Origin of the sequence: Streptomyces sp. NPDC059695 (genome assembly GCF_042733785.1) — a bacterium.
In the GTDB taxonomy this organism is placed as follows: domain Bacteria; phylum Actinomycetota; class Actinomycetes; order Streptomycetales; family Streptomycetaceae; genus Streptomyces.
Genome location: NZ_JBHWFF010000037.1, coordinates 40,284 through 60,969 on the forward strand (window position 1 = coordinate 40,284; position 20,686 = coordinate 60,969).

Annotated in this window: 17 protein-coding genes, 1 rRNA gene and 1 pseudogene; 8 read left to right on the plus strand and 11 right to left on the minus strand. The window is 72.4% G+C overall.

Translation table 11 applies throughout. The features are described 5' to 3' along the window. Positions 1 to 124 precede the first annotated feature (124 nt). Complete coding sequence (locus tag ACFV2S_RS32145; protein ID WP_385567198.1) at positions 125 to 784, minus strand: HAD family hydrolase; 660 nt, start codon at positions 782 to 784, stop codon at positions 125 to 127. Between the two features lie 23 nt (positions 785 to 807). Continuing rightward, positions 808 to 1,314: a DUF6912 family protein gene (locus ACFV2S_RS32150; RefSeq protein WP_385567202.1), complete on the minus strand. Its 507-nt coding sequence runs from the start codon at positions 1,312 to 1,314 to the stop codon at positions 808 to 810. Between the two features lie 275 nt (positions 1,315 to 1,589). Here ACFV2S_RS32150 and ACFV2S_RS32155 point away from each other — a divergent pair, with 275 nt between their 5' ends. Then, positions 1,590 to 2,108, plus strand: coding sequence for an Rv3235 family protein (locus tag ACFV2S_RS32155; protein ID WP_385567206.1), 519 nt, complete (start codon positions 1,590 to 1,592; stop codon positions 2,106 to 2,108). Positions 2,109 to 2,165: 57 nt separating this feature from the next. Here the strand turns inward: ACFV2S_RS32155 and secA are convergent, their stop codons facing one another. Next, positions 2,166 to 4,976 carry a preprotein translocase subunit SecA gene (secA, locus tag ACFV2S_RS32160; protein ID WP_385567209.1) on the minus strand — a complete coding sequence of 937 codons (2,811 nt, stop codon included), beginning with the start codon at positions 4,974 to 4,976 and terminating at the stop codon, positions 2,166 to 2,168. Positions 4,977 to 5,215: 239 nt separating this feature from the next. On the opposite strand from secA, the gene ACFV2S_RS32165 reads away from it, so the two are divergent. Both ACFV2S_RS32165 and ACFV2S_RS32170 read left to right on the plus strand, forming a co-directional pair. Then, positions 5,216 to 5,803, plus strand: a complete 588-nt coding sequence (locus tag ACFV2S_RS32165; RefSeq protein WP_385567213.1) for a GNAT family N-acetyltransferase — start codon at positions 5,216 to 5,218, stop codon at positions 5,801 to 5,803. Between the two features lie 41 nt (positions 5,804 to 5,844). Continuing rightward, the gene (locus ACFV2S_RS32170; RefSeq protein ID WP_385567217.1) at positions 5,845 to 7,008 is read left to right on the plus strand and encodes a winged helix-turn-helix domain-containing protein; all 1,164 of its coding nucleotides are present in this window, start codon (positions 5,845 to 5,847) and stop codon (positions 7,006 to 7,008) included. A gap of 3 nt (positions 7,009 to 7,011) precedes the next feature. On the opposite strand, the pseudogene ACFV2S_RS32175 reads toward ACFV2S_RS32170, so the two are convergent. The 7 genes and pseudogenes from ACFV2S_RS32175 to mtrA all read right to left on the minus strand — a co-directional run. Further along, positions 7,012 to 7,128, minus strand: a pseudogene (locus tag ACFV2S_RS32175) (response regulator transcription factor); the annotation flags it as partial. Between the two features lie 58 nt (positions 7,129 to 7,186). Beyond that, positions 7,187 to 7,939: a response regulator gene (locus ACFV2S_RS32180; RefSeq protein WP_385567221.1), complete on the minus strand. Its 753-nt coding sequence runs from the start codon at positions 7,937 to 7,939 to the stop codon at positions 7,187 to 7,189. A 212-nt stretch (positions 7,940 to 8,151) separates the two neighbouring features. Beyond that, entirely contained in the window at positions 8,152 to 8,832 is a 681-nt protein-coding gene (hpf, locus tag ACFV2S_RS32185) for a ribosome hibernation-promoting factor, HPF/YfiA family (protein WP_376514039.1), read from the minus strand. Between the two features lie 294 nt (positions 8,833 to 9,126). Further along, entirely contained in the window at positions 9,127 to 9,930 is an 804-nt protein-coding gene (locus ACFV2S_RS32190) for a ComF family protein (RefSeq protein ID WP_385567227.1), read from the minus strand. A 94-nt stretch (positions 9,931 to 10,024) separates the two neighbouring features. After that, positions 10,025 to 11,836: an LpqB family beta-propeller domain-containing protein gene (locus ACFV2S_RS32195; RefSeq protein WP_385567230.1), complete on the minus strand. Its 1,812-nt coding sequence runs from the start codon at positions 11,834 to 11,836 to the stop codon at positions 10,025 to 10,027. A gap of 43 nt (positions 11,837 to 11,879) precedes the next feature. After that, entirely contained in the window at positions 11,880 to 13,898 is a 2,019-nt protein-coding gene (gene mtrB, locus ACFV2S_RS32200; RefSeq protein ID WP_385567234.1) for an MtrAB system histidine kinase MtrB, read from the minus strand. Between the two features lies 1 nt (position 13,899). Then, positions 13,900 to 14,577 (minus strand): two-component system response regulator MtrA, encoded by a 678-nt coding sequence (gene mtrA, locus ACFV2S_RS32205; RefSeq protein ID WP_010356958.1) that lies wholly within the window; start codon positions 14,575 to 14,577, stop codon positions 13,900 to 13,902. A gap of 502 nt (positions 14,578 to 15,079) precedes the next feature. Between mtrA and ACFV2S_RS32210 the strand changes: the two genes are divergently transcribed. The 5 genes from ACFV2S_RS32210 to ACFV2S_RS32230 are packed head-to-tail and all read left to right on the plus strand — an operon-like array spanning position 15,080 to position 20,496. Further along, positions 15,080 to 16,291: a hypothetical protein gene (locus ACFV2S_RS32210; RefSeq protein WP_385567241.1), complete on the plus strand. Its 1,212-nt coding sequence runs from the start codon at positions 15,080 to 15,082 to the stop codon at positions 16,289 to 16,291. A 4-nt stretch (positions 16,292 to 16,295) separates the two neighbouring features. Next, positions 16,296 to 16,988 (plus strand): DUF4129 domain-containing protein, encoded by a 693-nt coding sequence (locus tag ACFV2S_RS32215; RefSeq protein ID WP_385567243.1) that lies wholly within the window; start codon positions 16,296 to 16,298, stop codon positions 16,986 to 16,988. Further along, entirely contained in the window at positions 16,985 to 18,193 is a 1,209-nt protein-coding gene (locus tag ACFV2S_RS32220) for a DUF4350 domain-containing protein (protein ID WP_385567248.1), read from the plus strand. The genes ACFV2S_RS32215 and ACFV2S_RS32220 overlap by 4 nt, the downstream gene beginning before the upstream one ends. After that, positions 18,190 to 19,173: an AAA family ATPase gene (locus ACFV2S_RS32225; RefSeq protein ID WP_376514050.1), complete on the plus strand. Its 984-nt coding sequence runs from the start codon at positions 18,190 to 18,192 to the stop codon at positions 19,171 to 19,173. The genes ACFV2S_RS32220 and ACFV2S_RS32225 overlap by 4 nt, the downstream gene beginning before the upstream one ends. 12 nt (positions 19,174 to 19,185) lie before the next feature. Continuing rightward, the gene (locus tag ACFV2S_RS32230) at positions 19,186 to 20,496 is read left to right on the plus strand and encodes a DUF58 domain-containing protein (RefSeq protein WP_385567255.1); all 1,311 of its coding nucleotides are present in this window, start codon (positions 19,186 to 19,188) and stop codon (positions 20,494 to 20,496) included. Positions 20,497 to 20,594: 98 nt separating this feature from the next. Here the strand turns inward: ACFV2S_RS32230 and rrf are convergent. Beyond that, positions 20,595 to 20,686, minus strand: a 5S ribosomal RNA gene (rrf, locus tag ACFV2S_RS32235); the annotation flags it as partial.

A 20,686-nucleotide genomic window follows, 5' to 3' on the forward strand; every position in this document is an offset into this window, starting at 1 on the left:
CCGCGCCCCCCCCCCGCGCGGGTGTGTTTGGGGTACTCGGCCGCGGCCGGGGGGGGGGGGGGGGGGGCGGGGGGGCGCGGGGGCGGGGGGGGCGCCCCCCCCCCCCCCCCGGGGCCCCGGGACGCTACTGGACCAGTTCCTCCGCCACGGCGACGGCCTCGGCGAGCGAGTCGACCACCGGCACCCCGACGCGCTCCAGCGAGGCCCGGCTGTGCGACCCGCCGGTGTACAGCACCGCCCGCGCCCCCACGTGCGCCGCGGCCACGGCGTCGTCCGCCGCGTCACCGATGACGACCACCCGCTCGGCGGGGATGGCCAGCGCGGCCAGGTGCCGCACCATGTGCCCGGACTTCCCGTCCGTCGAGGCGTCCACGCGCCCGTCCATGCGGACGAACCGCTCGGCGATCCCGTGCCGCCGCACGAGCGGTATCAGCTCGGCGTGCGGCGCGAGCGACAGCAGCGACTGCGTGAACCCGGACGCCTGCCGTGCGGCGAGCAGCTCCGCGGCGCCGGTGGTGAGCCCGCAGGACTCGGCGCGCTCCCAGTAGTGCCGGTGGAAGGCCCCGTCCATGACGGTCCATTCGTCGTCCGTCGGCAGGCGTCCCATCAGGCGCTCGTAGAACTTCGGCACCGGCACCGTGTACAGCTCGCGGTACCGCTCCAGCGTGATCGGTTCGAGCCCGAGCTCGGCGAAGGACGCGTTCGTCGCGCCGATCACCGCGCCGATGTCGTCGAGCAGTGTGCCGTTCCAGTCCCAGACCAGGTGCTTTCCGTGCTTCCCCATGGAGAGAGACGGTACCCGGCGGCTCAGCCGAGCAGGGAGGGGATCTCCTGCACGCCGAACCACAGGAGCTCGTGGTCCTCGGCGCCGTCCACGACGAACTGGGCGTCGTCGTCGCCCTGGTCCGCCGCGCCCAGCGCGCCCGCCGCCGCCGTGACGTCGGCCTCGGCGTCGTCCGCGTCGGCGTGCACGGCCGCGGCCCTGGTCAGCGGTACGGCTCCGGCGATGCGGACCTCGCCGACCGAACCGGCGTCGAGCCCGCGGTCGGGGTCGACGGTCGCGTCCTTGTCGGCCACGTCGACGGCGACGACGATCCGGCGCCGGGGCGCCTCGGGGTCGCCGGCGAGGAGGCGCAGGGAGGCGGAGGCGGCCCGGTTGAGCGCCGCGTACTCCAGCTCCTCGATGTCGTCGGAGACGTACCACTCGCGCAGCGCGGGGGTGACGGCGTAGGCGGTCAGGGGGCCGGGGGCCAGCTCGCCCGCCTTGTGCGCCTGTGCGAGACCGGGGAGGGTCAGGGGGACGTAGACGCGCATGGCTGGCCGCTTTCGTAGACGGAGAGGCCCTCAGGATACGTGCGGAGTCCCCCTTCGGGGTGGCGGGCCGGACTCGCCGTCCGTCCACCGCCGACGGCCGCCCGCCGAGCCGCCGAAGAACCGATTTCCGACCGCGTCACCCGGATAGGTGATCCGGTTTCGGCGCCGCCCCGCGGCCGCGACCGCCTTGCGGGGCCGCGAAGTCCCCCCGTACAAGATCCCCAACGGAAGTTACTCGCTGGTACCACGCGGTTACGCAACGACAGGGGTCCGTCATGAACGCCACGCTCACCGCCACGCCCTCCCCGCTCCCCCGGCCCCGCTCCCGCACGGCCCCCGGCGGCCCGGCCGGCACCCGTCCGCGCGGCTCCGCCGGTGCCCGCCCCCGCGGCACGGACGCGACCCGTCCCCGCACCCCGGCCCAGGGCGGCCCCGCCCGCACCGCGCCCCGCACCCTCCCCCCGCACACCGTCTTCGCCGAGCGCCTGCTCGCCGTGCTCAGCGGGGAGCGCCCCGTGCACTGGATGCTCGGCCACACCGTCGGCGACGCGTACGAGCAGCTCGTCCGGCTCGCCCCGCAGACCCCCCTGCGCTCGCACGGCCCCCGCCCGGTCCTGCGGCGCTGCTCGGTCCAGGTGCACGCGCCCCAGGCGGCTCTCGAAGCCTTCGCGACCATCGCCACCGGCGCCCGGCTGCGGGCCATGGCGTTCCGTCTGGAGCGCGGCGAGGACCAGCGCTGGCGCTGCGCCGCCGTGGAGCTGGACGGCCTCGGCACGGCCGCCCGCCACCCATGACGAAGGGGCCGGCCGCCACCGGGCGACCGACCCCCCCTTCACGTCAGTTCCGACGCGTCACTTCTTGCGGCGACGCCCGCCGCCCGCGTTCTTCTGCGCCTTGCGCCGCTCGGCACGGGTCAGCCCGTCGCCCGAGTCCGCGTCGTCGGAGGCGAAGTCGCCCTCGACGACACCGCCGTCCCCGTCCACGGTCGGCGCGGAGAAGTGCAGCCGGTCCGGCCGCTGCGGGGCGTCGAGCCCCTTCGCGCGGATCTCCGGACGCCCGGCGGCCGCCGGAACGGCGTCCTGCTTGTCCAGCGACGGCGCGGACGCCTGCACGGGGACCTCCTCGACCTGCTGCTCGACCTGGACCTCCAGGTTGAACAGGTAGCCGACGGACTCCTCCTTGATGCCCTCCATCATGGCGGTGAACATGTCGAAGCCCTCGCGCTGGTACTCGACCAGCGGGTCCTTCTGCGCCATCGCGCGCAGGCCGATGCCCTCCTGGAGGTAGTCCATCTCGTAGAGGTGCTCGCGCCACTTGCGGTCGAGGACCGAGAGGACCACGCGCCGCTCCAGCTCACGCATGATGTCCGAGCCGAGCTGCTTCTCGCGCGTCTCGTACTGCTCGTGGATGTCGTCCTTGATGGACTCGGCGATGAACTCGGCGGTGATGCCCGCCCGGTCCCCGGCCGCGTCCTCCAGCTCGTCCACGGTCACCTTCACCGGGTAGAGCTGCTTGAAGGCGTTCCACAGACGGTCGAGGTCCCACTCCTCCGCGAAGCCCTCGGCCGTCTCCTGGCGGATGTAGTCGTCGATCGTGTCGTCCATGAAGTGCTGCACCTGCTCGTGCAGGTCCTCGCCCTCCAGGACGCGGCGGCGCTCGCCGTAGATGACCTCGCGCTGCCGGTTGAGGACCTCGTCGTACTTCAGGACGTTCTTACGGGTCTCGAAGTTCTGGGTCTCGACCTGGGACTGCGCGGAGGCGATGGCGCGGGTGACCATCTTGTTCTCGATCGGGACGTCGTCCGGAACGTTGGCCATGGCCATCACGCGCTCGACCATCTGCGCCTTGAACAGACGCATCAGGTCGTCACCGAGCGACAGGTAGAAGCGGGACTCGCCCGGGTCGCCCTGACGGCCGGAACGACCGCGCAGCTGGTTGTCGATCCGGCGCGACTCGTGGCGCTCGGTGCCGAGGACGTACAGACCGCCGAGGTCCTTGACCTCCTCGAACTCCGCCTTCACGGCCTTCTCGGCACGCTCCAGGGCGCCGGGCAGGGCCGCGGCCCACTCCTCGACGTGCTCCACCGGGTCCAGGCCCGCCTGGCGCAGCTCGGCCTCGGCGAGGTCGTCCGGGTTGCCGCCGAGCTTGATGTCCGTACCGCGGCCGGCCATGTTCGTGGCGACCGTGACGGCGCCGCGGCGGCCGGCCTGGGCGACGATGCTGGCCTCGCGCTCGTGGTGCTTGGCGTTGAGGACCTCGTGCTGGATGCCGCGCTTGGAGAGCTGCTGCGAGAGGTACTCGGACTTCTCGACGGAGGTCGTGCCGACGAGGATCGGCTGACCCTTCTCGTGCTTCTCCGCGATGTCGTCGACGACGGCGGCGAACTTGGCGACCTCGGTCCGGTAGATCAGGTCCGACTGGTCCTTGCGGATCATCGGCCGGTTCGTCGGGATCGGGACGACGCCGAGCTTGTAGATCTGGTGGAACTCGGCGGCCTCGGTCATGGCCGTACCGGTCATGCCGGACAGCTTCGAGTAGAGGCGGAAGAAGTTCTGGAGGGTGATCGTGGCGAGCGTCTGGTTCTCGTCCTTGATCGCCACCCCTTCCTTCGCCTCGATCGCCTGGTGCATGCCCTCGTTGTAGCGGCGGCCGGCGAGGATACGGCCGGTGTGCTCGTCGACGATCATGACTTCGCCGTCCATGACGACGTAGTCCTTGTCCTTCTTGAACAGCTCCTTCGCCTTGATGGCGTTGTTCAGGTAGCCGACGAGAGGGGTGTTGACCGACTCGTAGAGGTTGTCGATGCCCAGCCAGTCCTCGACCTTGGCGACGCCCGCCTCGTGGATCGCGACGGTGCGCTTCTTCTCGTCGACCTCGTAGTCGCCGGTCTCCTCGATGCCCTTGAGCGGGTTGCCGGGCTCGCCCTTGCTCAGACGCGTGACGAGCTTGGCGAAGTCGCCGTACCACTTGGTCGCCTGGTCGGCGGGGCCGGAGATGATCAGCGGCGTACGGGCCTCGTCGACGAGGATGGAGTCGACCTCGTCGACACAGGCGAAGTTGTGGCCGCGCTGGACGAGCTCGTCCTGGGACCACGCCATGTTGTCGCGCAGGTAGTCGAAGCCGAACTCGTTGTTCGTGCCGTACGTGATGTCGCAGCCGTACTGCTCGCGGCGCTGGGCCGGCGTCATGTTGGCCAGGATGCAGCCGACGGTCAGGCCGAGGAACTTGTGGACCCGGCCCATGAGCTCGGAGTCGCGCTCGGCCAGGTAGTCGTTGACCGTGATCAGGTGCACGCCCTTGCCGGAGAGCGCGTTGAGGTACGCCGGGAGGGTACCGACGAGGGTCTTGCCCTCACCGGTCTTCATCTCGGCGACGTGGCCGAGGTGCAGGGCGGCGCCGCCCATCAGCTGGACGTCGTAGTGGCGCTGGCCGAGGACGCGCTTGGCGGCCTCGCGGACGGTCGCGAAGGCCTCGGGCATCAGGTCGTCGAGGCTCTCGCCGTCGGCGTACCGCTGCTTGTACTCCTCGGTGAGCGCCCGCAGGTCGGCGTCGGAGAGGTTGACGAAGTCCTCTTCGATGGAGTTGACCTGGTCCGCGATGCGGTGCAGTTTGCGCAGGATCTTGCCTTCGCCTGCACGCATGAGCTTGTTGAAGACGGACACTGAGGCTGGTCTCCTTGCCGGTCGGGCCTGGCACTGGGTCTTGTGATGGACGCGAGCGCGGGCACGGCAGGTGGTCCCCACCGCAACGGCCATCGTAAGCGAGACCGCCCTCGCGCAGGGAGGCCCGCAGTGCCCGAGCCGTACGTCCGCCCGCAAAGAGAACGCACGAGGTGGGCGGAAGGTGCCGCCCCACCCGAAAAGTGTTCGCTTCCGGCGCCCGCGGTCACCACAATCCCGGCATGGATCCCATCATCCTCACCACAGACCGCCTGCGGCTGCGCGCCTTCGTCCCCGAGGACGCCGACGCGGTGTACGAGATCTGCCAGGACCCCGACATCCAGCGCTGGACCGTCGTGCCCTCCCCGTACAAGCGGGAGGACGCCGAGCTCTTCGTCCACCGGCTGGTCCCGGACGGCTGGCGCGACGACACCGAGTACGCCTTCGCCGCCGAACCCGTGGAAGGCGGACCGCTGCTCGCCGCGGCCGCTCTGACCAGCCGCGGCCAGGGCGCCTGGGAGATCGGCTACTGGCTGGCGAAGGAGCACCGCGGCGCCGGACACATGACGGAGATCGTCCGCGCGCTCGCCCACTGGGCCTTCACCGGCCTGGGCTGCACCCGCCTGATCTGGCGCGCCGAGGCCGGGAACGCCGCCTCGCGCGCGGTGGCCGAGCGGGCCGGATTCGTCGTCGAGGGCGTGCAGCGGGCCGGGCTCGCCAACAAGGGCACACTCCGCGACGCCTGGGTCGGCGCCCTGCTGCCCTCCGACTTCGGCCTGCCCAGCCCCCTGCCGTACCTCCCCGCCCCGGAGCGCTCCACCGGCGACTGACACCGGGCCCGGTGTCAGTGCCGGGGCCTAGGGTGCGGTCCATGACGACTGCGCCGCGCCCCGCCGCCGAACTGTCCGCCGACGAAGCCCGCAGGATCGCCCTGCGTGCCCAGGGGTTCCTGGGCGCGCCCGACCGCAGGGCCGGAGTGCGCGGGGTCCTCCGGTCGCTGGGCCAGGTCCAGCTCGACACCATCTCGGTCCTCGCCCGCTCGCACGAGCTCATTCCGTACGCCCGGCTGGGCGCCGTGGGCCGCCCGGCGGTGGAGGACGCGTACTGGACGGGTTCCCACGCCTTCGAGTACTGGTCGCACGCCGCCTGCGTCCTGCCGGTCGAGGAGTGGCCGCACTTCGCGTTCCGGCGGCGCGCCTACCGCGACCGCCCGCACTGGGGCCACGAGCTGTCGGCCGGGGCGTACGACAAGGTGATCGACCAGCTGCGCGACCAGGGGCCGCTGACGGCGACCGAGCTGGGCGGCGCGAAGAACAAGGGCGAGTGGTGGGACTGGTCCGACTCCAAGATCGCCGTCGAGCGGGCGCTGATGTACGGCGAGGTGGTCGTCACCGAGCGGCGCGGCTGGAAGCGGGTGTACGACCTGGCCGAGCGGGCGATCCCGCGGGCGCTCCTCCATGACGACCTGGACGACGCCGAGTGCGTGCGGCGCCTGGTGCGGCAGGCGGGCGAGGCTCTCGGCGTGGGCACGCGCGCGGACATCGCGGACTACCACCGCATCAAGGGCGAGCAGTTCGACGCGGCGGTGGAGGCCTCGGGTCTGGTGCCGGTGACGGTCGCGGGCTGGGGGAAGCCCGCCTGGGCGGATCCGGCAGCGCTGGCAGCCGAGCCGCGCGGCCGGCACCGCACGACGCTGCTCTCGCCGTTCGACTCGCTGATCTGGGAGCGGGCGCGCACGGAGCGGATCTTCGGCTTCACGCACCGCCTGGAGGCGTACGTGCCGAAGCAGAAGCGGGTCCACGGCTACTTCGCGATGCCGGTGCTGGCGGGCGGCCGACTGGTCGGCCGGGTGGACCCGGCCCGGGAGGGCCGGACGCTGGTGGCGAAGCAGGTCTCGCTGGACGGCCCCAAGGCGGTGCCCGCGGTGGCGCGGGCGCTGCGCGAGGCGGCCGCGTGGGTGGGCTGCGACGCGGTGACGGTGGAGCGCGTGGACCGCCCGGAGCTGGCGCCCGAGCTGGTCAAGTCCCTCGCCTGAGGGTCAGCGGATCTCCAGGATCTTCTCCCGCATCGCGTAGACCACGGCCTCCATCCGAGAGTGCAGCTGCAGCTTCTCCAGGATGTTCCGCACGTGGTTCTTCACCGTGTTCTCGGAGATGCTGCATCCCCCGGGGGGCGACCCCCGGACCCCCGGCAGGACGCCCCGCGCCCGAAGGTCAGCGGATCTCCAGGATCTTCTCCCGCATCGCGTAGACCACGGCCTCCATCCGGGAGTGCAGCTGCAGCTTCTCCAGGATGTTCCGGACGTGGTTCTTCACCGTGTTCTCGGAGATGAAGAGTTCCTTGGCGATGTCCCGGTTGTTCATCCCGGTCGCGACGAGCTTGAGGACCTCCAGCTCGCGGTCGGTCAGCCGGGGCGCGGGCACGAGCCGGCGCTCGTCGGTGCGCTGGATCATCGACTTGAACTCGGTGAGCAGCTTGGACGCCATCGACGGGCTGATCTGCGACTGGCCGTCGGCGACCGCGCGGATCGCCGTGGCGACCTCGTCGGTGGAGATCTCCTTGAGGAGGTAGCCGGTGGCGCCCGCCTTGATCGCCTCGTAGAGGTCGGCCTCCTCGTCGCTGATCGTCAGCATGATGATCTTCGCGCTGGGGGCCACCTCCTTGATGGAGGTGCACGCCTCGATGCCGCCGCGCCGGGGCATCCGCACGTCCATCAGAACGATGTCGGGGAGCAGGTCGGCGGCCTTGTCGACGGCCTCGGCCCCGTCACCCGCCTCGCCGACCACCTGAATGTCCTCTTCCTGGGCGAGGACGATCTCGAGTCCGCGACGGAAGAGGGCGTGGTCGTCCACGACGAGGACCCGGATCGGCTCCTTGCGGAATGCACCGCTGTCCGATTCCGATCCTCCCGGGACCGCACCACCGTGCTCGCGCCCGCTGAGCACCGGCCCGAAGCTGTCCGCCATCGTTCCTCCCCCTGAAGGCCGTGGCCTGAATTCGTTTCCGGTCCTCCAACCCGTACGCGTTCGGCACCGGTTGGCGTGCACGCCATGATTTCATGCCCCGGCGGCCGCGGGGTGTTCCACGGGGGCACGGGGGTGCCCCTGGGGGCGCGAAGTGCGCTCCAGGGGCACCGAGAGGGACACCTCAGTTTCGGAGGCGGTGATGCGGCGACGGATCAGCCGCCGAGCGCACCGCCGGCGCCGCCGCCCTCGGCGAGCGGGTCGCTCTCCAGGTGGATGACGCCGTAGTCGTAGGCGTGTCGCCGGTAGACGACGCTCGGCTGCTTGGTGTCGGAGTCGACGAAGAGATAGAAGTCGTGCCCGACCAGCTCCATCTCGTAGAGCGCCTGGTCGAGCGTCATCGGTGCGGCCCCGTGGGTCTTCTCGCGGACCACGAGCGGGCCTTCGCCCTGGACCTCGATGGAGCCCATCATCGTGGTGGGCACCTTGTCGGTCTCGTCGACGGCCAGTTGGCCGTCTCCGTTGAGCTTGGCGGCGCCGGGCACCACTTCCCCGACCTCCGCGGCGGACAGCCGGCCGTTCCCACGGCGGGTGTACCGCTTGTCGTGCTGCTTGCGCAGTCGTGCCTCGAGCTTGTCGCTGGCGAGGTCGAGCGCTGCGTACGGGTCGCCAGCCGCGGCTTCGGCCCGGATCACCGGGCCTCGGGAGTGGAGGGTGATCTCCACGCGGTCGGACCGGTCGGCCTGCCGCGGGTTGTGCTCCTTGGACACCTCGACGTCGAGGCTGATCACCTTGCCGTCGAGCTTCTGGATCTTCTCCAGCTTCAGCTTCTCGGCCACGTGCTTGCGGAACCGCTCGGGCACCTCGGTCTTGCGGCCCTTGACGACGATGTCCACGCAGAACTCCGTTCCCGGATCGCCCTGGTCGGCTCCTTGGCCGCAGGGCATCTCCCTTTGCACCAGCTCCGGTCGGTCACCGGAGCTCGGACTTGGCGACTTCGCCCTCCTCCTGCCCCGCCGATGAGATCTCCACCCCATCGACAAGAGGTTAATTCGCCCTGAACTCCTGTCCTGTAGGCGCAACCATATTCCTGGTGAGGCGATGGCATTCGCCATTCCTCACAACCGAACATAGCCCCTTCGGACGGGTGTCGGCACCCGGTACCGCGACATACCTCCGGACGGGTGCTTTCACCTCTCACCACCTGCAACGATCCAAGTTTCCGACGAGTTCCGGTTTATTTCGAACGAAGCGGGAGAGGATGCGATCACAGCCGCCGCCCGCTGTTCGATTCCGCGCTGCGCCGAACCGGCCGGTAAACCGTGCGGTATTCCAGGAATGAACGGCCGGTGTACGGCTCCGAGGGCGCGCGCCGCCTCCGCGAGCGAGGCGCCCGTGGTCATCAGGTCGTCCACGACGATCACCCTTCCCGCCGTCAGGAGCCGCGCGCCGCCCGGCGCGACCTCCAGCGCCCCGGACAGGTTCGCGAGGCGTCCGCGCGCCCCCAGCCCCGCCTGGTCCGCCACCTGGCGCCGCTGCCGCAGCACGGGCACGACCCGCGCGGGCCTCCCCGCGCGCCGCAGCCGGGCCGCCGCGGCCAGCGCGATCCGCCGCGTCGGATCGTGGCCACGCGCCCGTACGGAGCGCCGCGAGGACGGCACCGGTACGAGGAGCAGGGGGCGGTCCTCCGAGCCCGTCCAGGGCCCGGCAGCGGCCTCCACGGCCCCGGCGAGGGCGCCGCCCAGGGGTCCGGCCAGCGGCAGCGCTCCGCGCTCCTTGTGGGCGAGGAGCAGCTCCCGTACGGCGTCGGCGTACGGCGCGGCGGCGTGCACCACGGGGAGCCCCGCGGGCTCGGGCGCGGGCCTGACCCGGCGCGGCGCCGTCCCCGCGAGCGCGTCCGCGCAGACCGCGCACACCTCCGCCCGCGGTCTGCCGCAGCCTCCGCAGGCGACCGGCAGCACCAGTCCCGCGATCTCGCGCCACCACCCCCGCATGGCTCCACTGTGCGCCTCCGGGACCCGCCCGGCCACCCCTGTGGAAAACCCGCGGAACCCCCCGGAGTACGTCAGGTGGGCGCCTCCCGGCGGGCTATCCCGGATAGACCGGCGAGAAGCCCTTCTTCGCCACCGGCTGCCAGTTCGTCCCCGGCGCCAGCCGGACGATGCCGTCGTTGCCGGAGTCGGCCACCACCGGCGCCCGGTCCGTGTGCGGAGCCGCCACCGAGGTCACCCCGTTCAGACCGGGGAGCACCGAGGTCGGCGAGGTCGATCCGTCGGTCTGGAGGTAGCGGATCTGCTGGACGCCGCCCGCTTCCTTGCCGACCACGACGAGGCGGCTCGGCCCCGCCCAGGAGACGGCCGTGACCGACTCCATCCGGGGCGCGGCGGGCTGGAGGTCCAGGACGGACACGACGGGCTCCTCGCCCGTGTTCTGCCGCTGGATCCGCCCGATCTGCAGGGTCGTGCGCTCGCCGCGCGTGACCACCAGGGCGATCCGTACACCGTCCGCGGAGACCCTCAGGGAGTCGATGCGGGCGTCGTCCCCCAGCCACGGCGTGCGGACCTTGACGGGGTGACCGGTGCCGTCCGGCACCATCCACAGCTGGGGCGCGGCGGGGTCCCGGTCGGCGACCCACAGATCGCCCCTGCCGTCCCAGCTGGGCGCGGACAGCCGGTCGGCCGGCTTGGCGGCGCGGCTGGTCAGGACCGGCGGCAGCGGATCCTGCTCGGCGCTGATGGAGGCGACGTACAGCTCGCGGCCGGTCTGCCCGACCCCGGCGGCCCGGGTCTCGCCCCGGTCGACGGCGACCGAGCGGAGCGGCACCGTGCCCTTGCCGAACGGGCCCGGCACCTCCATCGGCGCGTTCGTCTCCTTGGCGCCGACGAGGAGCATCATCAGCCTGCCCTGCTCGTCGACGAAGTACGGGTTCTCGTCGCGGTCGGTGTTCCGCACGGCGGCGAACTCGACCGCCTGCCCGCGGCCCAGCCGGCACAGCGACTGCCCGCCCGAACCGAGGAGTTCGACCTGCTCCACGTTGACGGAGGTCAGGTCGCGCAGGGTGAACAGCAGCTGCGCGGCCATCCGCCGGCACGCCTCGCCGCTGGCCCGGTCCGCCTTGCGGTTGAGCGGCACCCGCAGGGTGGACTGGTCGTCCGTGGTCAGGGTGGTGACGCCGCTCTTCAGCTCCGTACCGGAGGGGAACTGCGAGTCGACGGCCGGCTTCAGCCAGTTCGTCGGGCCTTCGAGGAGCGCCTTGACCGTCTGCGTCACCGGATCCATCCGGGTGACGGGGTCCTGCCGCTGCCGGATGTAGACGGGGTCGGCGACGACCCAGTCCTCCCCGGAGGCGAAGTAGTACTTGTTGACCGACCGGTAGTTGCGCAGGAAGTCGGACTCGCCGAGGACCAGGCCGGGCGGGAGGCTGTCGATGCGCCACTCCTTGCCCTTGCCGTTCGGCGTCGGCTGCTGCACGACGTGGATCGACTGCGTGTACTCGGCGGGACTCACCGGCTGGTAGGCGTGCCGGGCGTCCACGGTCGCGATCTTGCGGCCGAGGAGCGGGAAGGCGCGCCCCTGGTTCTCGGGGTCGGCGTTGTGGTCGGCCTGCTCGCGGTCGGGCGCCGTGGTGAGCACGGTGATGCTCTGCTCCGGCCTCCAGCTCTGCGCGGCCTTCTTCGTGAGGTACTTGCGGGCGGTGGAGAAGCCGGGGTCGTCACTGGTCATGGCTTCCAGGAAGCCGTCGACGATCTCGTCCGGGTCCGCGTTCTCCCGGGGGGCCACCGCGTAGACCCGCACCTGCGAGTCGCCCGTGCCGGCCCCCCTCACCGGCTGTACGTCCCCGCTGTCGGGCATGGTCGCGCACCCGGTCACGAGGAGCCCGCCGCAGGCGGCCAGCACCATCGCGCGTGTGCTCCGTCCCCGCCCCGCGTGCTCCGCTCGGGAGTCAGCGCCCACGTGTCCCGTCCTCCCGCTCCAGTTGCCCGTTCCCGCCGGATGTCGCCGGGCCCGCCCCGCCGCCGTCACCGTCCGTCGCCGCCCTCGGCACGACCCGTGCGCCGCTGCCGGGCAGCGCCGTCGGGTCGACGGTCGCCCCCGGTGACGCGGGCAGTCTCGGCGGTACGGCGAGTACCGGCCGGTCCCCGACGGGCTGCGCCGGCACCGAGGTGAGCCGGCCGCTCTCCTGGTCGCGTCCGGCGGCCGCCTGCTCGCGGTTGCGCCGTGAGTCCTCGGGCTCCAGGGGGATCGGGGAGCCCCGCAGCGGCTCGTCCGCGGTGCGCGGAAGGGTCAGCCGGAACTGGGAGCCGCCGCCCGGCTCGCCCCAGGCCTGGAGCCAGCCGCCGTGCAGCCGCGCGTCCTCGACGGCGATCGACAGGCCGAGGCCCGTGCCGCCGGTGGTGCGCGCGCGTGCGGGGTCGGCGCGCCAGAAGCGGTTGAAGACCCGGGTGGCCTCGCCCGGCTTGAGTCCGACGCCGTAGTCGCGGACGGCGACGGCGACCGCCCCGCCCGCGGCGGCGAGCTTCACGATCACGTCCCGGCCCTCGCCGTGCTCGACGGCGTTGACCACGAGGTTCCGCAGCACCCGCTCGACCCGGCGGGCGTCCGCCTCGGCCACCACGGGCTGCTGGTCCCCGAGGACCACGATCCGGGTGCCCTTGCGCTCGGCGAGGGGTTCGGCGCCGCCGATGACCCGGCGGACGACCTGGCGCAGGTCGATCGGCTCGGCCTCCAGCGCCGCCGCGCCCGCGTCGAAGCGGCTGATCTCCAGGAGGTCGGAGAGCAGCGACTCGAAACGGTCGAGCTGGTCGCCGAGGAGTTCGGCGGAGCGTGCGGTGATCGGATCGAAGTCGACGCGGGCCTCGTGGATGACGTCGGCGGCCATCCGGACGGTGGTCAGCGGCGTGCGCAGCTCGTGCGAGACGTCGGAGACGAACCGCCGCTGCATCCGCGACAGCTCCTCCAGCTGCTGGATCTTGAGCTGGAGGTTGGAGGCCATCTTGTTGAAGGCCTCGCCGAGGCGCGCGATGTCGTCCTCGCCGGTGACCTTCATGCGTTCCTGGAGCCGCCCGGCCGAGAGCCGTTCGGCGATCCCCGCGGCCATCCGTACGGGCGTGACGACCTGGCGCACCATGAGCCAGGCGATGGCGCCGAGCAGGACGCAGACGAAGAGCCCTGCCGTCGCGAGGGTGGTCTTGACCAGGGTGAGGGAGTCCTCCTCCTGGGTCAGCGGGAAGAGGTAGTACAGCTCGTACTGGTCGCCGTCGGCGTCGTTGAGCCGCTTGCCGATCACCAGGCCGGGCTCGGACGCCTTGCCGCTGGTGTAGTGGATCCGCGTGAACTTCTGGTAGGTCCCGGTGCCCAGGGCGACCGAGTGCCGCAGCTCGACGGGGATGCTCGTGGTCGGGTCGACCTCGCCGGAGGCGCGGGCGCCACGGCTCGCGGTGTCACCGGTGTCGAGGGAGAGCGCGACCACGTTGAACGCGCTCTGACCGCCGCTGGCGAGCTGCTCGACCAGCGTGGAGCGCCAGTTCACGGAGGCGCCGGCCCGTCCGCCGTCCTGCTGTCCGGGCGCCGAGGGCGTGGTCGCCGCCCGGTCCTGGGCGGCGGAGAACCCTCCGGCGGCCTGGCTCTGGGCGGCCCTCTCCTTGGCGTCGAGCAGGCCGTTGCGGACCTGTCCGATGACGACGATGCCGAGCAGCAGCACCACTCCGAGGGACATCAGCAGGGTGCCCGCGACGATCCTGAGCTGGATGTTCCGCCGCCACAGCCGCACGGCGGGCAGCAGCGGCCGGCGGACCCAGCGCGCGAAGAGCCGGAGGACCGGTCCGCCGCGCACCCCGTCCCGGAAGAGCCGTCCGCCACGCAGCAGACGGCCGAAACGCGAGCCCCCCCGCCCCGGTCCGGCAGTCCGCCCCGTACGGACTCCCGGGTCCCCGGGCTTCGGAGCAGCACTGCCTGCGCTCATGTCAGCTCGGTCCCGCCTTGTAGCCGACGCCTCGGACGGTCACCACGATCTCCGGGCGCTCGGGGTCCTTCTCGACCTTCGAGCGCAGCCGCTGGACGTGCACGTTCACCAGCCGGGTGTCGGCCGCGTGCCGGTAGCCCCAGACCTGCTCCAGGAGGACCTCGCGGGTGAAGACCTGCCACGGCTTGCGCGCCAGCGCGACCAGCAGGTCGAACTCCAGCGGCGTCAGGGCGATGGACTGGCCGTCCCGCTTCACGGAGTGCCCGGCCACGTCGATGACGAGGTCGCCGATGGTGAGCTGCTCGGGAGCCGGCTCCTCGGACCTCCGCAGCCGCGCCCTGATGCGGGCGACGAGCTCCTTCGGCTTGAACGGCTTCACGATGTAGTCGTCGGCGCCGGACTCCAGGCCCACGACCACGTCGACCGTGTCGCTCTTGGCCGTGAGCATGACGATCGGCACACCTGACTCGGCCCTGATGAGCCGGCACACCTCGATGCCGTCCCTTCCGGGCAGCATCAGGTCCAGCAGCACCAGGTCGGGCTTGGCCTCTCTGAAAGCGGCAAGCGCCTTGTCACCGTCCGCGACGAACGACGGCTCGAACCCTTCACCCCGCAGCACGATGCCGAGCATCTCGGCCAGTGCGGTGTCGTCGTCGACGACAAGAACGCGTCCCTTCATATCGACATCATCCCATTTCCGTATCAGTCCTAAGGCGGCTGGTGAGATACCTCACTGACCTGCGGAGACGTCCTTGATCAACCGTCGGTCACTGCCCGTGTCCGTAGGTGCTGATGTCAGTCACGGATGTCACCCCCGTGTCCCCCGTGGTCGCGCAGAACCGTACCCCGCGGCGCCTCGCGCAGCCCATGGGGAGAGCCGGACCTCTTGACGCGAACGCCCGACCTGCCCACAGGAGCAGTTCCACGGCCCCGATCGGGAACGGCACTGCCCGCACTGCGCACGGGTGATGATCCCCGCCGGTTCGACGCTCGCGCCGCCACAGGGACGCCCGGCGCGTGCCGTCCGGACGAACGTACGAAGGAGATCAACGGGCCCGGCCCACGGGCGGGCCCCGCGTGGCACGATGGCACCCGGCCCGTCGCCGCGTCAGGTGTCGGCCGCCGTGACCGAGCCGGTTCGCCGATCCGGCACCGCGACCATTCCTCCGAGGTGGACGACCGTGAACGACACTCCGGGCTGGACCTCGCCCGGATCCGCCCCCTCCGACGGCCCGGAGGGCTCCCGGATTCCCGGCCCCTCCGCCCCTGCCGACGCGAACGGCTCCGCCCAGTGGTCGAAGGACCAGCCGCCCGCCGGCCAGTGGTCCCCGCCGACCGACCGGACCCCGCCTCCCGGCCCCGGCCAGAACTGGGGCACCCCGCCCCCGAACGCCAACTGGGGCAGGCCCCCGGCCGCGCAGCCCGGCATCGTCCCGCTGCGCCCGCTGGGCATGGGCGAGATCCTCGACGGCGCGGTGAAGACCCTCCGCACCTACTGGCGCACGGTCCTCACCATCAGCGTCACGGTCGCGGTGATCTCCCAGATCGCCAACATCCTGGCCGAGCGGTACCTCGTGCCCGCGGCCCCGGAACTCAACGCCGACGCCACCCCCGCCGAGCAGCTGGAGCAGTCGCTCGACGCGGCCCAGACCTCCCTGATCGGCCTGGGACCGGCCCTCCTCGTGACGATGATGGCCTCGCTGGTGAGCGCCGCCCTGCTGACCGTCGTCATCAGCCGTGCGATCCTCGGCCGCCCGGTCTCGCTGGGCTCCGCCTGGCAGGAGGCCCGCCCGCGCCTGCTGCAGCTGCTGGGCCTGACCCTGCTGATCGCGGCGATGGCCTCGGCCGTCGTGACCGTCGGCCTGCTCCCCGGACTCCTGATCGGCGGCGCCATCGGCGTCGCCCTCACCTTCCTCGGAGGTCTCGGAGCGATCGTGGTGGCCGTCTGGCTGGTGATCCGCTTCAGCCTCGCCTCGCCCGCCCTGATGCTGGAACGCCGGGGTGTCGTCCCGTCGCTGAAGCGCTCGGCCAAGCTCGTGCAGGGCGCGTGGTGGCGGATCTTCGGCATCACCATGCTGACGCAGCTGCTGATCTTCCTCTTCGCCATGATCATCGCGATCCCGTTCACGATCATCGGCTTCGCGGTCGACGGCGAGAGCTTCACCAACCTCCTCGCCGGCACCTCCACCACCTTCGGCTGGCCGTTCCTGATCGTCACGGGCATCGGCGGCGTGATCACCAGCGCCATCACCTACCCGATCTCGGCGGGCGTGACCGTCCTCCTCTACGTGGACCAGCGCATCCGCCGCGAAGCCCTGGACCTCGAACTGGCCCGGGCCGCGGGCCTCCCCGGCTACGGCTCCACACCGGGCACCGACCCCGTCGGGGGCTGATGCGGTGACGGTCACGGGGGGAACGGCCGCGGCACTGGCCCTGCTGCGCGCCGGCGGCGACGCACCGCTGGACATCTCCCGCGTCCCCGCCCGCGAGGCGGCGGAGCGGGAGCTGTCCGATCCGAGGTACCACCAGAACGACCCGAACCTCCTCCAGCGCGGCCTCGACCGCTTCTGGGAGTGGCTCGACGGCCTCTTCGGCGCCGCTTCGGGGGCCACCCCGGGCGGCGTCGTCGGCCTCGTCGTGATCGTCGTGGTCGCGGCCGCCCTGATCGGCGCCCTCTGGTGGCGCCTCGGCACCCCGCACCGGGCCCCCGGCAGCGCCGGCGACTCGCTCTTCGCCGACGGCCCCCGCACCGCCCGCGACCACCGGACGGCCGCCGCACGCCACGCCTCCGCCGGCCGCTGGAACGCGGCCGTCCAGGAACGGATGCGGGCCGTCGTCCGCTCCCTCGAAGAGCGCACCCTCCTCGATCCCCGCCCCGGCCGCACCGCCGACGAGGCCGCCGCCGAAGCCGGCCGCTCCCTCCCGTCCCACGCGGACGACCTGCGCCTCGCGGCCCGCACCTTCGACGACGTCACGTACGGCGGCCGCACCGCCGACGAGGCCGCGTACCGCCGCCTGGAGGAACTGGACGTGGCCCTGGAGCGCACCAGGCCCACCCTCGACACCGCCTCCACGGGGACGCCCGCATGAGCCGACCGGTCACCGGCACCACCTCGACCGCTCCCACCGCGCGCCAGGTGTGGACCCGCGTCCGCGGCGCGGCCCTCGTCCTCGCCCTGGTCCTGGCCGGCGGCCTCGCCCTGGCGACGATCCGCTCCGCCGACAGCCACGGCGCCCTGGACCCGCGCTCCGCCGAACCCCACGGCAGCCGAGCCGTCGCCGAACTCCTCAAGGCCCGCGGCGTCACCGTCACCCTCGCCACCACCCTCGCCGAGGCCACCGCGCCCGCGGACACCGGAACGACCCTCCTGGTCACCACCCCCGACCTGCTGACGGACACACAGCAGGCCGCCCTCCGCTCGGCCATGGAAGGCTCCACCGGCCGCACGGTCCTCGTCGGGGCCGGCTCGGCCTCCCTCTCCACCCTCGCCCCGGGGGTCGCCGGCGCCCCGAGCGCCCCGGTGAGGGAACGCGCGCCCGCCTGCACCCTGCCCGCCGCCACCCGCGCCGGCAGCGTCGACCTCGGCGGCGAGCGCTACGAGACCTCCCCCGGCACGACCGCCGAGGCCTGCTACCGCGCCGACGGACTCCCGACCCTGCTCCGCCTCCCCGACACCGGAAGCGGCACCGGAGACACGGTCCTCCTCGGATCGCCCGACATCCTCTACAACTCCCGCCTGGACCAACGGGGCAACGCCTCGCTGGCCCTGCAACTCCTCGGTTCCCGGCCCCATCTCGTCTGGTACCTCCCCTCCCTCTCGGACGCCTCGGCGACCGACGACACTCCCGCCGACGGCACCACGGGCAACTTCCTCGCGCTCATCCCCTCCGGCTGGCTGTGGGGCACACTCCAACTCGCCCTCGCGGCCGTGCTCGCCGCCCTCTGGCGCAGCCGCCGCCTCGGCCCGTTGGTCACCGAGCACCTCCCTGTCGCGCTCCGCGCCTCCGAGGCCACCGAGGGCCGCGCCCGCCTCTACCGCAAGGCGAACGCCCGCGACCGCGCCTCCTCCGTCCTGCGCACCGCGACCCGCACCCGGCTCGCCCCCCTGCTCGGCGTCCCCGTCCAGGACGCCCACTCCCCCGACCGCCTCCTCCCCGCACTCTCCGCCCGTCTCCCCGAGACCACCGCGGACCCCGGGAACCTCCTCTTCGGCCCGGCTCCCGCCGACGACGCCGCTCTCATCCGCCTGGCGGACCAACTCGACGCCCTCGAAAGAGAGGTACGCACCTCATGAGCGCCCCGACCCCCGAGACCGCCACGGACTCGGACAGCGCCCGCGCCTCCCTGGAGGCCCTGCGCACCGAGATCGCGAAGGCCGTGGTCGGCCAGGACCCCGCCGTCACCGGTCTCGTCGTCGCCCTGCTCTGCCGGGGCCACGTCCTTCTCGAAGGCGTCCCCGGAGTCGCCAAGACCCTCCTGGTCCGCACGCTCGCGGCCGCACTCGAACTCGACACCAAGCGCGTCCAGTTCACCCCCGACCTGATGCCGAGCGACGTCACCGGCTCCCTGGTCTACGACACCCGCACCGCCGAGTTCTCCTTCCAGCCCGGCCCGGTCTTCACCAACCTGCTGCTCGCCGACGAGATCAACCGCACGCCCCCGAAGACCCAGTCCTCCCTGCTGGAGGCGATGGAGGAACGTCAGGTCACGGTCGACGGCACCCCGCGCGCCCTGCCGGAACCGTTCCTGGTCGCCGCGACCCAGAACCCCGTCGAGTACGAGGGCACCTACCCGCTCCCCGAGGCTCAACTGGACCGATTCCTGCTGAAGCTGACGGTCCCTCTGCCCTCACGCGCGGACGAGATCCATGTGCTCACCCGTCACGCCGAGGGCTTCGACCCCCGCGACCTGAAGGCCGCCGGCGTGCGCCCCGTCGCGGGCCCCGCCGAGCTCGAAGCAGCCCGGAACGCCGTCGCGAAGGTCTCGGTCTCCGCCGAGATCGCCGGCTATGTCGTCGATATCTGTCGTGCCACGCGTGAATCCCCCTCACTCACCCTCGGGGTCTCCCCCCGAGGTGCCACCGCTCTGCTCTCCACCGCCCGCGCCTGGGCCTGGCTCACCGGCCGGGACTACGTCACCCCGGACGATGTGAAGGCCCTCGCTCTCCCCACCCTGCGTCATCGCATCCACCTGCGGCCCGAGGCCGAGATGGAGGGGGTCACCCCCGACTCCGTCATCAACTCAATCCTCGCCCACGTCCCCGTACCCCGCTGAGAACGGCGCCCCATGGCCCTCACCGGACGAACCGCGCTGCTCGCCGCCCTCGGATCGCTCCCCGTCGGCATCCTCGCCCCCAGCTGGGCGGGGATGCTCGCGGTGAACGCGCCCCTCTCCCTCGCAATTCTGTGCGACTACGCCCTGGCGGCGCCAGTACGAACGCTCCAATTCACCCGAAGTGGTGACACATCCGTTCGACTCGGTGACGAGGCCGAGGTCCAGCTCACCGTCACGAATCCGTCCCGTCGCCGCCTGCGCGCCCAGCTCCGCGACGCCTGGCCGCCCAGCAGCTGGCTGCCCGGCACCGAACAGGCCTTCTCCCGCAGCCGGTTGACCGTCCCGGCCGGCGAACGCCGCCGCCTCGCCACGCACCTGCACCCGACCCGCCGCGGCGACCGCCGGGCGGCACGGATCACGGTCCGTTCCTTCGGCCCCCTCGGCCTCGCGGCCCGTCAGGGCCACCACGAGGTGCCCTGGACCGTCCGCGTCCTGCCGCCCTTCACGAGCCGCAAGCACCTGCCGTCACGCCTGGCCCGCCTCCGCGAGCTCGACGGCCGCACCAGCGTGCTCACCCGCGGCGAGGGCACGGAGTTCGACAGCCTCCGCGAGTACGTCCCCGGGGACGACACCCGCTCGATCGACTGGCGCGCCACGGCCCGCCAGAGCGCCGTCGCCGTCCGCACCTGGCGCCCCGAGCGCGACCGCCACATCCTGATCGTCCTCGACACCGGCCGCACCTCGGCCGGCCGCGTCGGCGACGTCCCGCGCCTGGACGCCTCCATGGACGCCGCGCTCCTCCTCACCGCACTCGCGTCCCGTGCGGGTGACCGTGTGGACCTCCTGGCCTACGACCGCAGGCTCCGCGCCCAGGTGCAGGGCCGCTCCGCCGGTGACGTCCTGCCGGCGGTCGTCAACGCCCTCGCCCCGCTCGAACCCGAGCTGGTGGAGACCGATGCCCGCGGGCTGGCCGCGACGGCTCTGGCCCGCGCGCCGCGCCGCTCACTGATCGTCCTCCTGACCAGCCTCGACGCGGCTCCGATCGAGGAGGGCCTCCTCCCGGTGCTCCCGCAGCTCGCCCAGCGCCACACCGTCCTGCTCGCCTCCGTGGCCGATCCCCACGTGACGCGCATGGCCGGGGCCCGCGGCACGATCGAAGGCGTCTACGAGGCAGCGGCGGCCACCCAGACCCAGTCGCAGCGCGCCCGCACGGCGGATCAGCTCCGGCGCCACGGCGTCACGGTCGTCGACGCCACCCCTGACGCTCTCGCCCCCGCCCTGGCAGACGCCTACCTCGCCCTGAAGGCCGCCGGCCGCCTCTGAGCACGGCACGAGGCGCCTCCCCCGAAAGGGAGAGCGCACCGTGCCGTAAACGCAGAAAAGCCCCGCACCAGAAGGTGCGGGGCTTTCCCACAATGATTGTTCGGCGGCGTCCTACTCTCCCACAGGGTCCCCCCTGCAGTACCATCGGCGCTGAAAGGCTTAGCTTCCGGGTTCGGAATGTAACCGGGCG

What these genes read in the sequence shown, in the direction of transcription:
- ACFV2S_RS32165 (WP_385567213.1), top strand. Translation starts at nt 5,216, where the DNA reads ATGGATCCCATCATCCTCACCACAGACCGCCTGCGGCTGCGCGCCTTC.
- ACFV2S_RS32220 (WP_385567248.1), top strand. Translation starts at nt 16,985, where the DNA reads ATGAGCCGACCGGTCACCGGCACCACCTCGACCGCTCCCACCGCGCGC.
- ACFV2S_RS32230 (WP_385567255.1), top strand. Translation starts at nt 19,186, where the DNA reads ATGGCCCTCACCGGACGAACCGCGCTGCTCGCCGCCCTCGGATCGCTC.
- ACFV2S_RS32150 (WP_385567202.1), bottom strand. Translation starts at nt 1,314, where the DNA reads ATGCGCGTCTACGTCCCCCTGACCCTCCCCGGTCTCGCACAGGCGCAC.
- mtrA (WP_010356958.1), bottom strand. Translation starts at nt 14,577, where the DNA reads ATGAAGGGACGCGTTCTTGTCGTCGACGACGACACCGCACTGGCCGAG.
- ACFV2S_RS32170 (WP_385567217.1), top strand. Translation starts at nt 5,845, where the DNA reads ATGACGACTGCGCCGCGCCCCGCCGCCGAACTGTCCGCCGACGAAGCC.
- ACFV2S_RS32145 (WP_385567198.1), bottom strand. Translation starts at nt 784, where the DNA reads ATGGGGAAGCACGGAAAGCACCTGGTCTGGGACTGGAACGGCACACTG.
- ACFV2S_RS32225 (WP_376514050.1), top strand. Translation starts at nt 18,190, where the DNA reads ATGAGCGCCCCGACCCCCGAGACCGCCACGGACTCGGACAGCGCCCGC.
- ACFV2S_RS32155 (WP_385567206.1), top strand. Translation starts at nt 1,590, where the DNA reads ATGAACGCCACGCTCACCGCCACGCCCTCCCCGCTCCCCCGGCCCCGC.
- ACFV2S_RS32190 (WP_385567227.1), bottom strand. Translation starts at nt 9,930, where the DNA reads ATGCGGGGGTGGTGGCGCGAGATCGCGGGACTGGTGCTGCCGGTCGCC.
- ACFV2S_RS32180 (WP_385567221.1), bottom strand. Translation starts at nt 7,939, where the DNA reads ATGGCGGACAGCTTCGGGCCGGTGCTCAGCGGGCGCGAGCACGGTGGT.
- mtrB (WP_385567234.1), bottom strand. Translation starts at nt 13,898, where the DNA reads ATGAGCGCAGGCAGTGCTGCTCCGAAGCCCGGGGACCCGGGAGTCCGT.
- ACFV2S_RS32195 (WP_385567230.1), bottom strand. Translation starts at nt 11,836, where the DNA reads ATGGTGCTGGCCGCCTGCGGCGGGCTCCTCGTGACCGGGTGCGCGACC.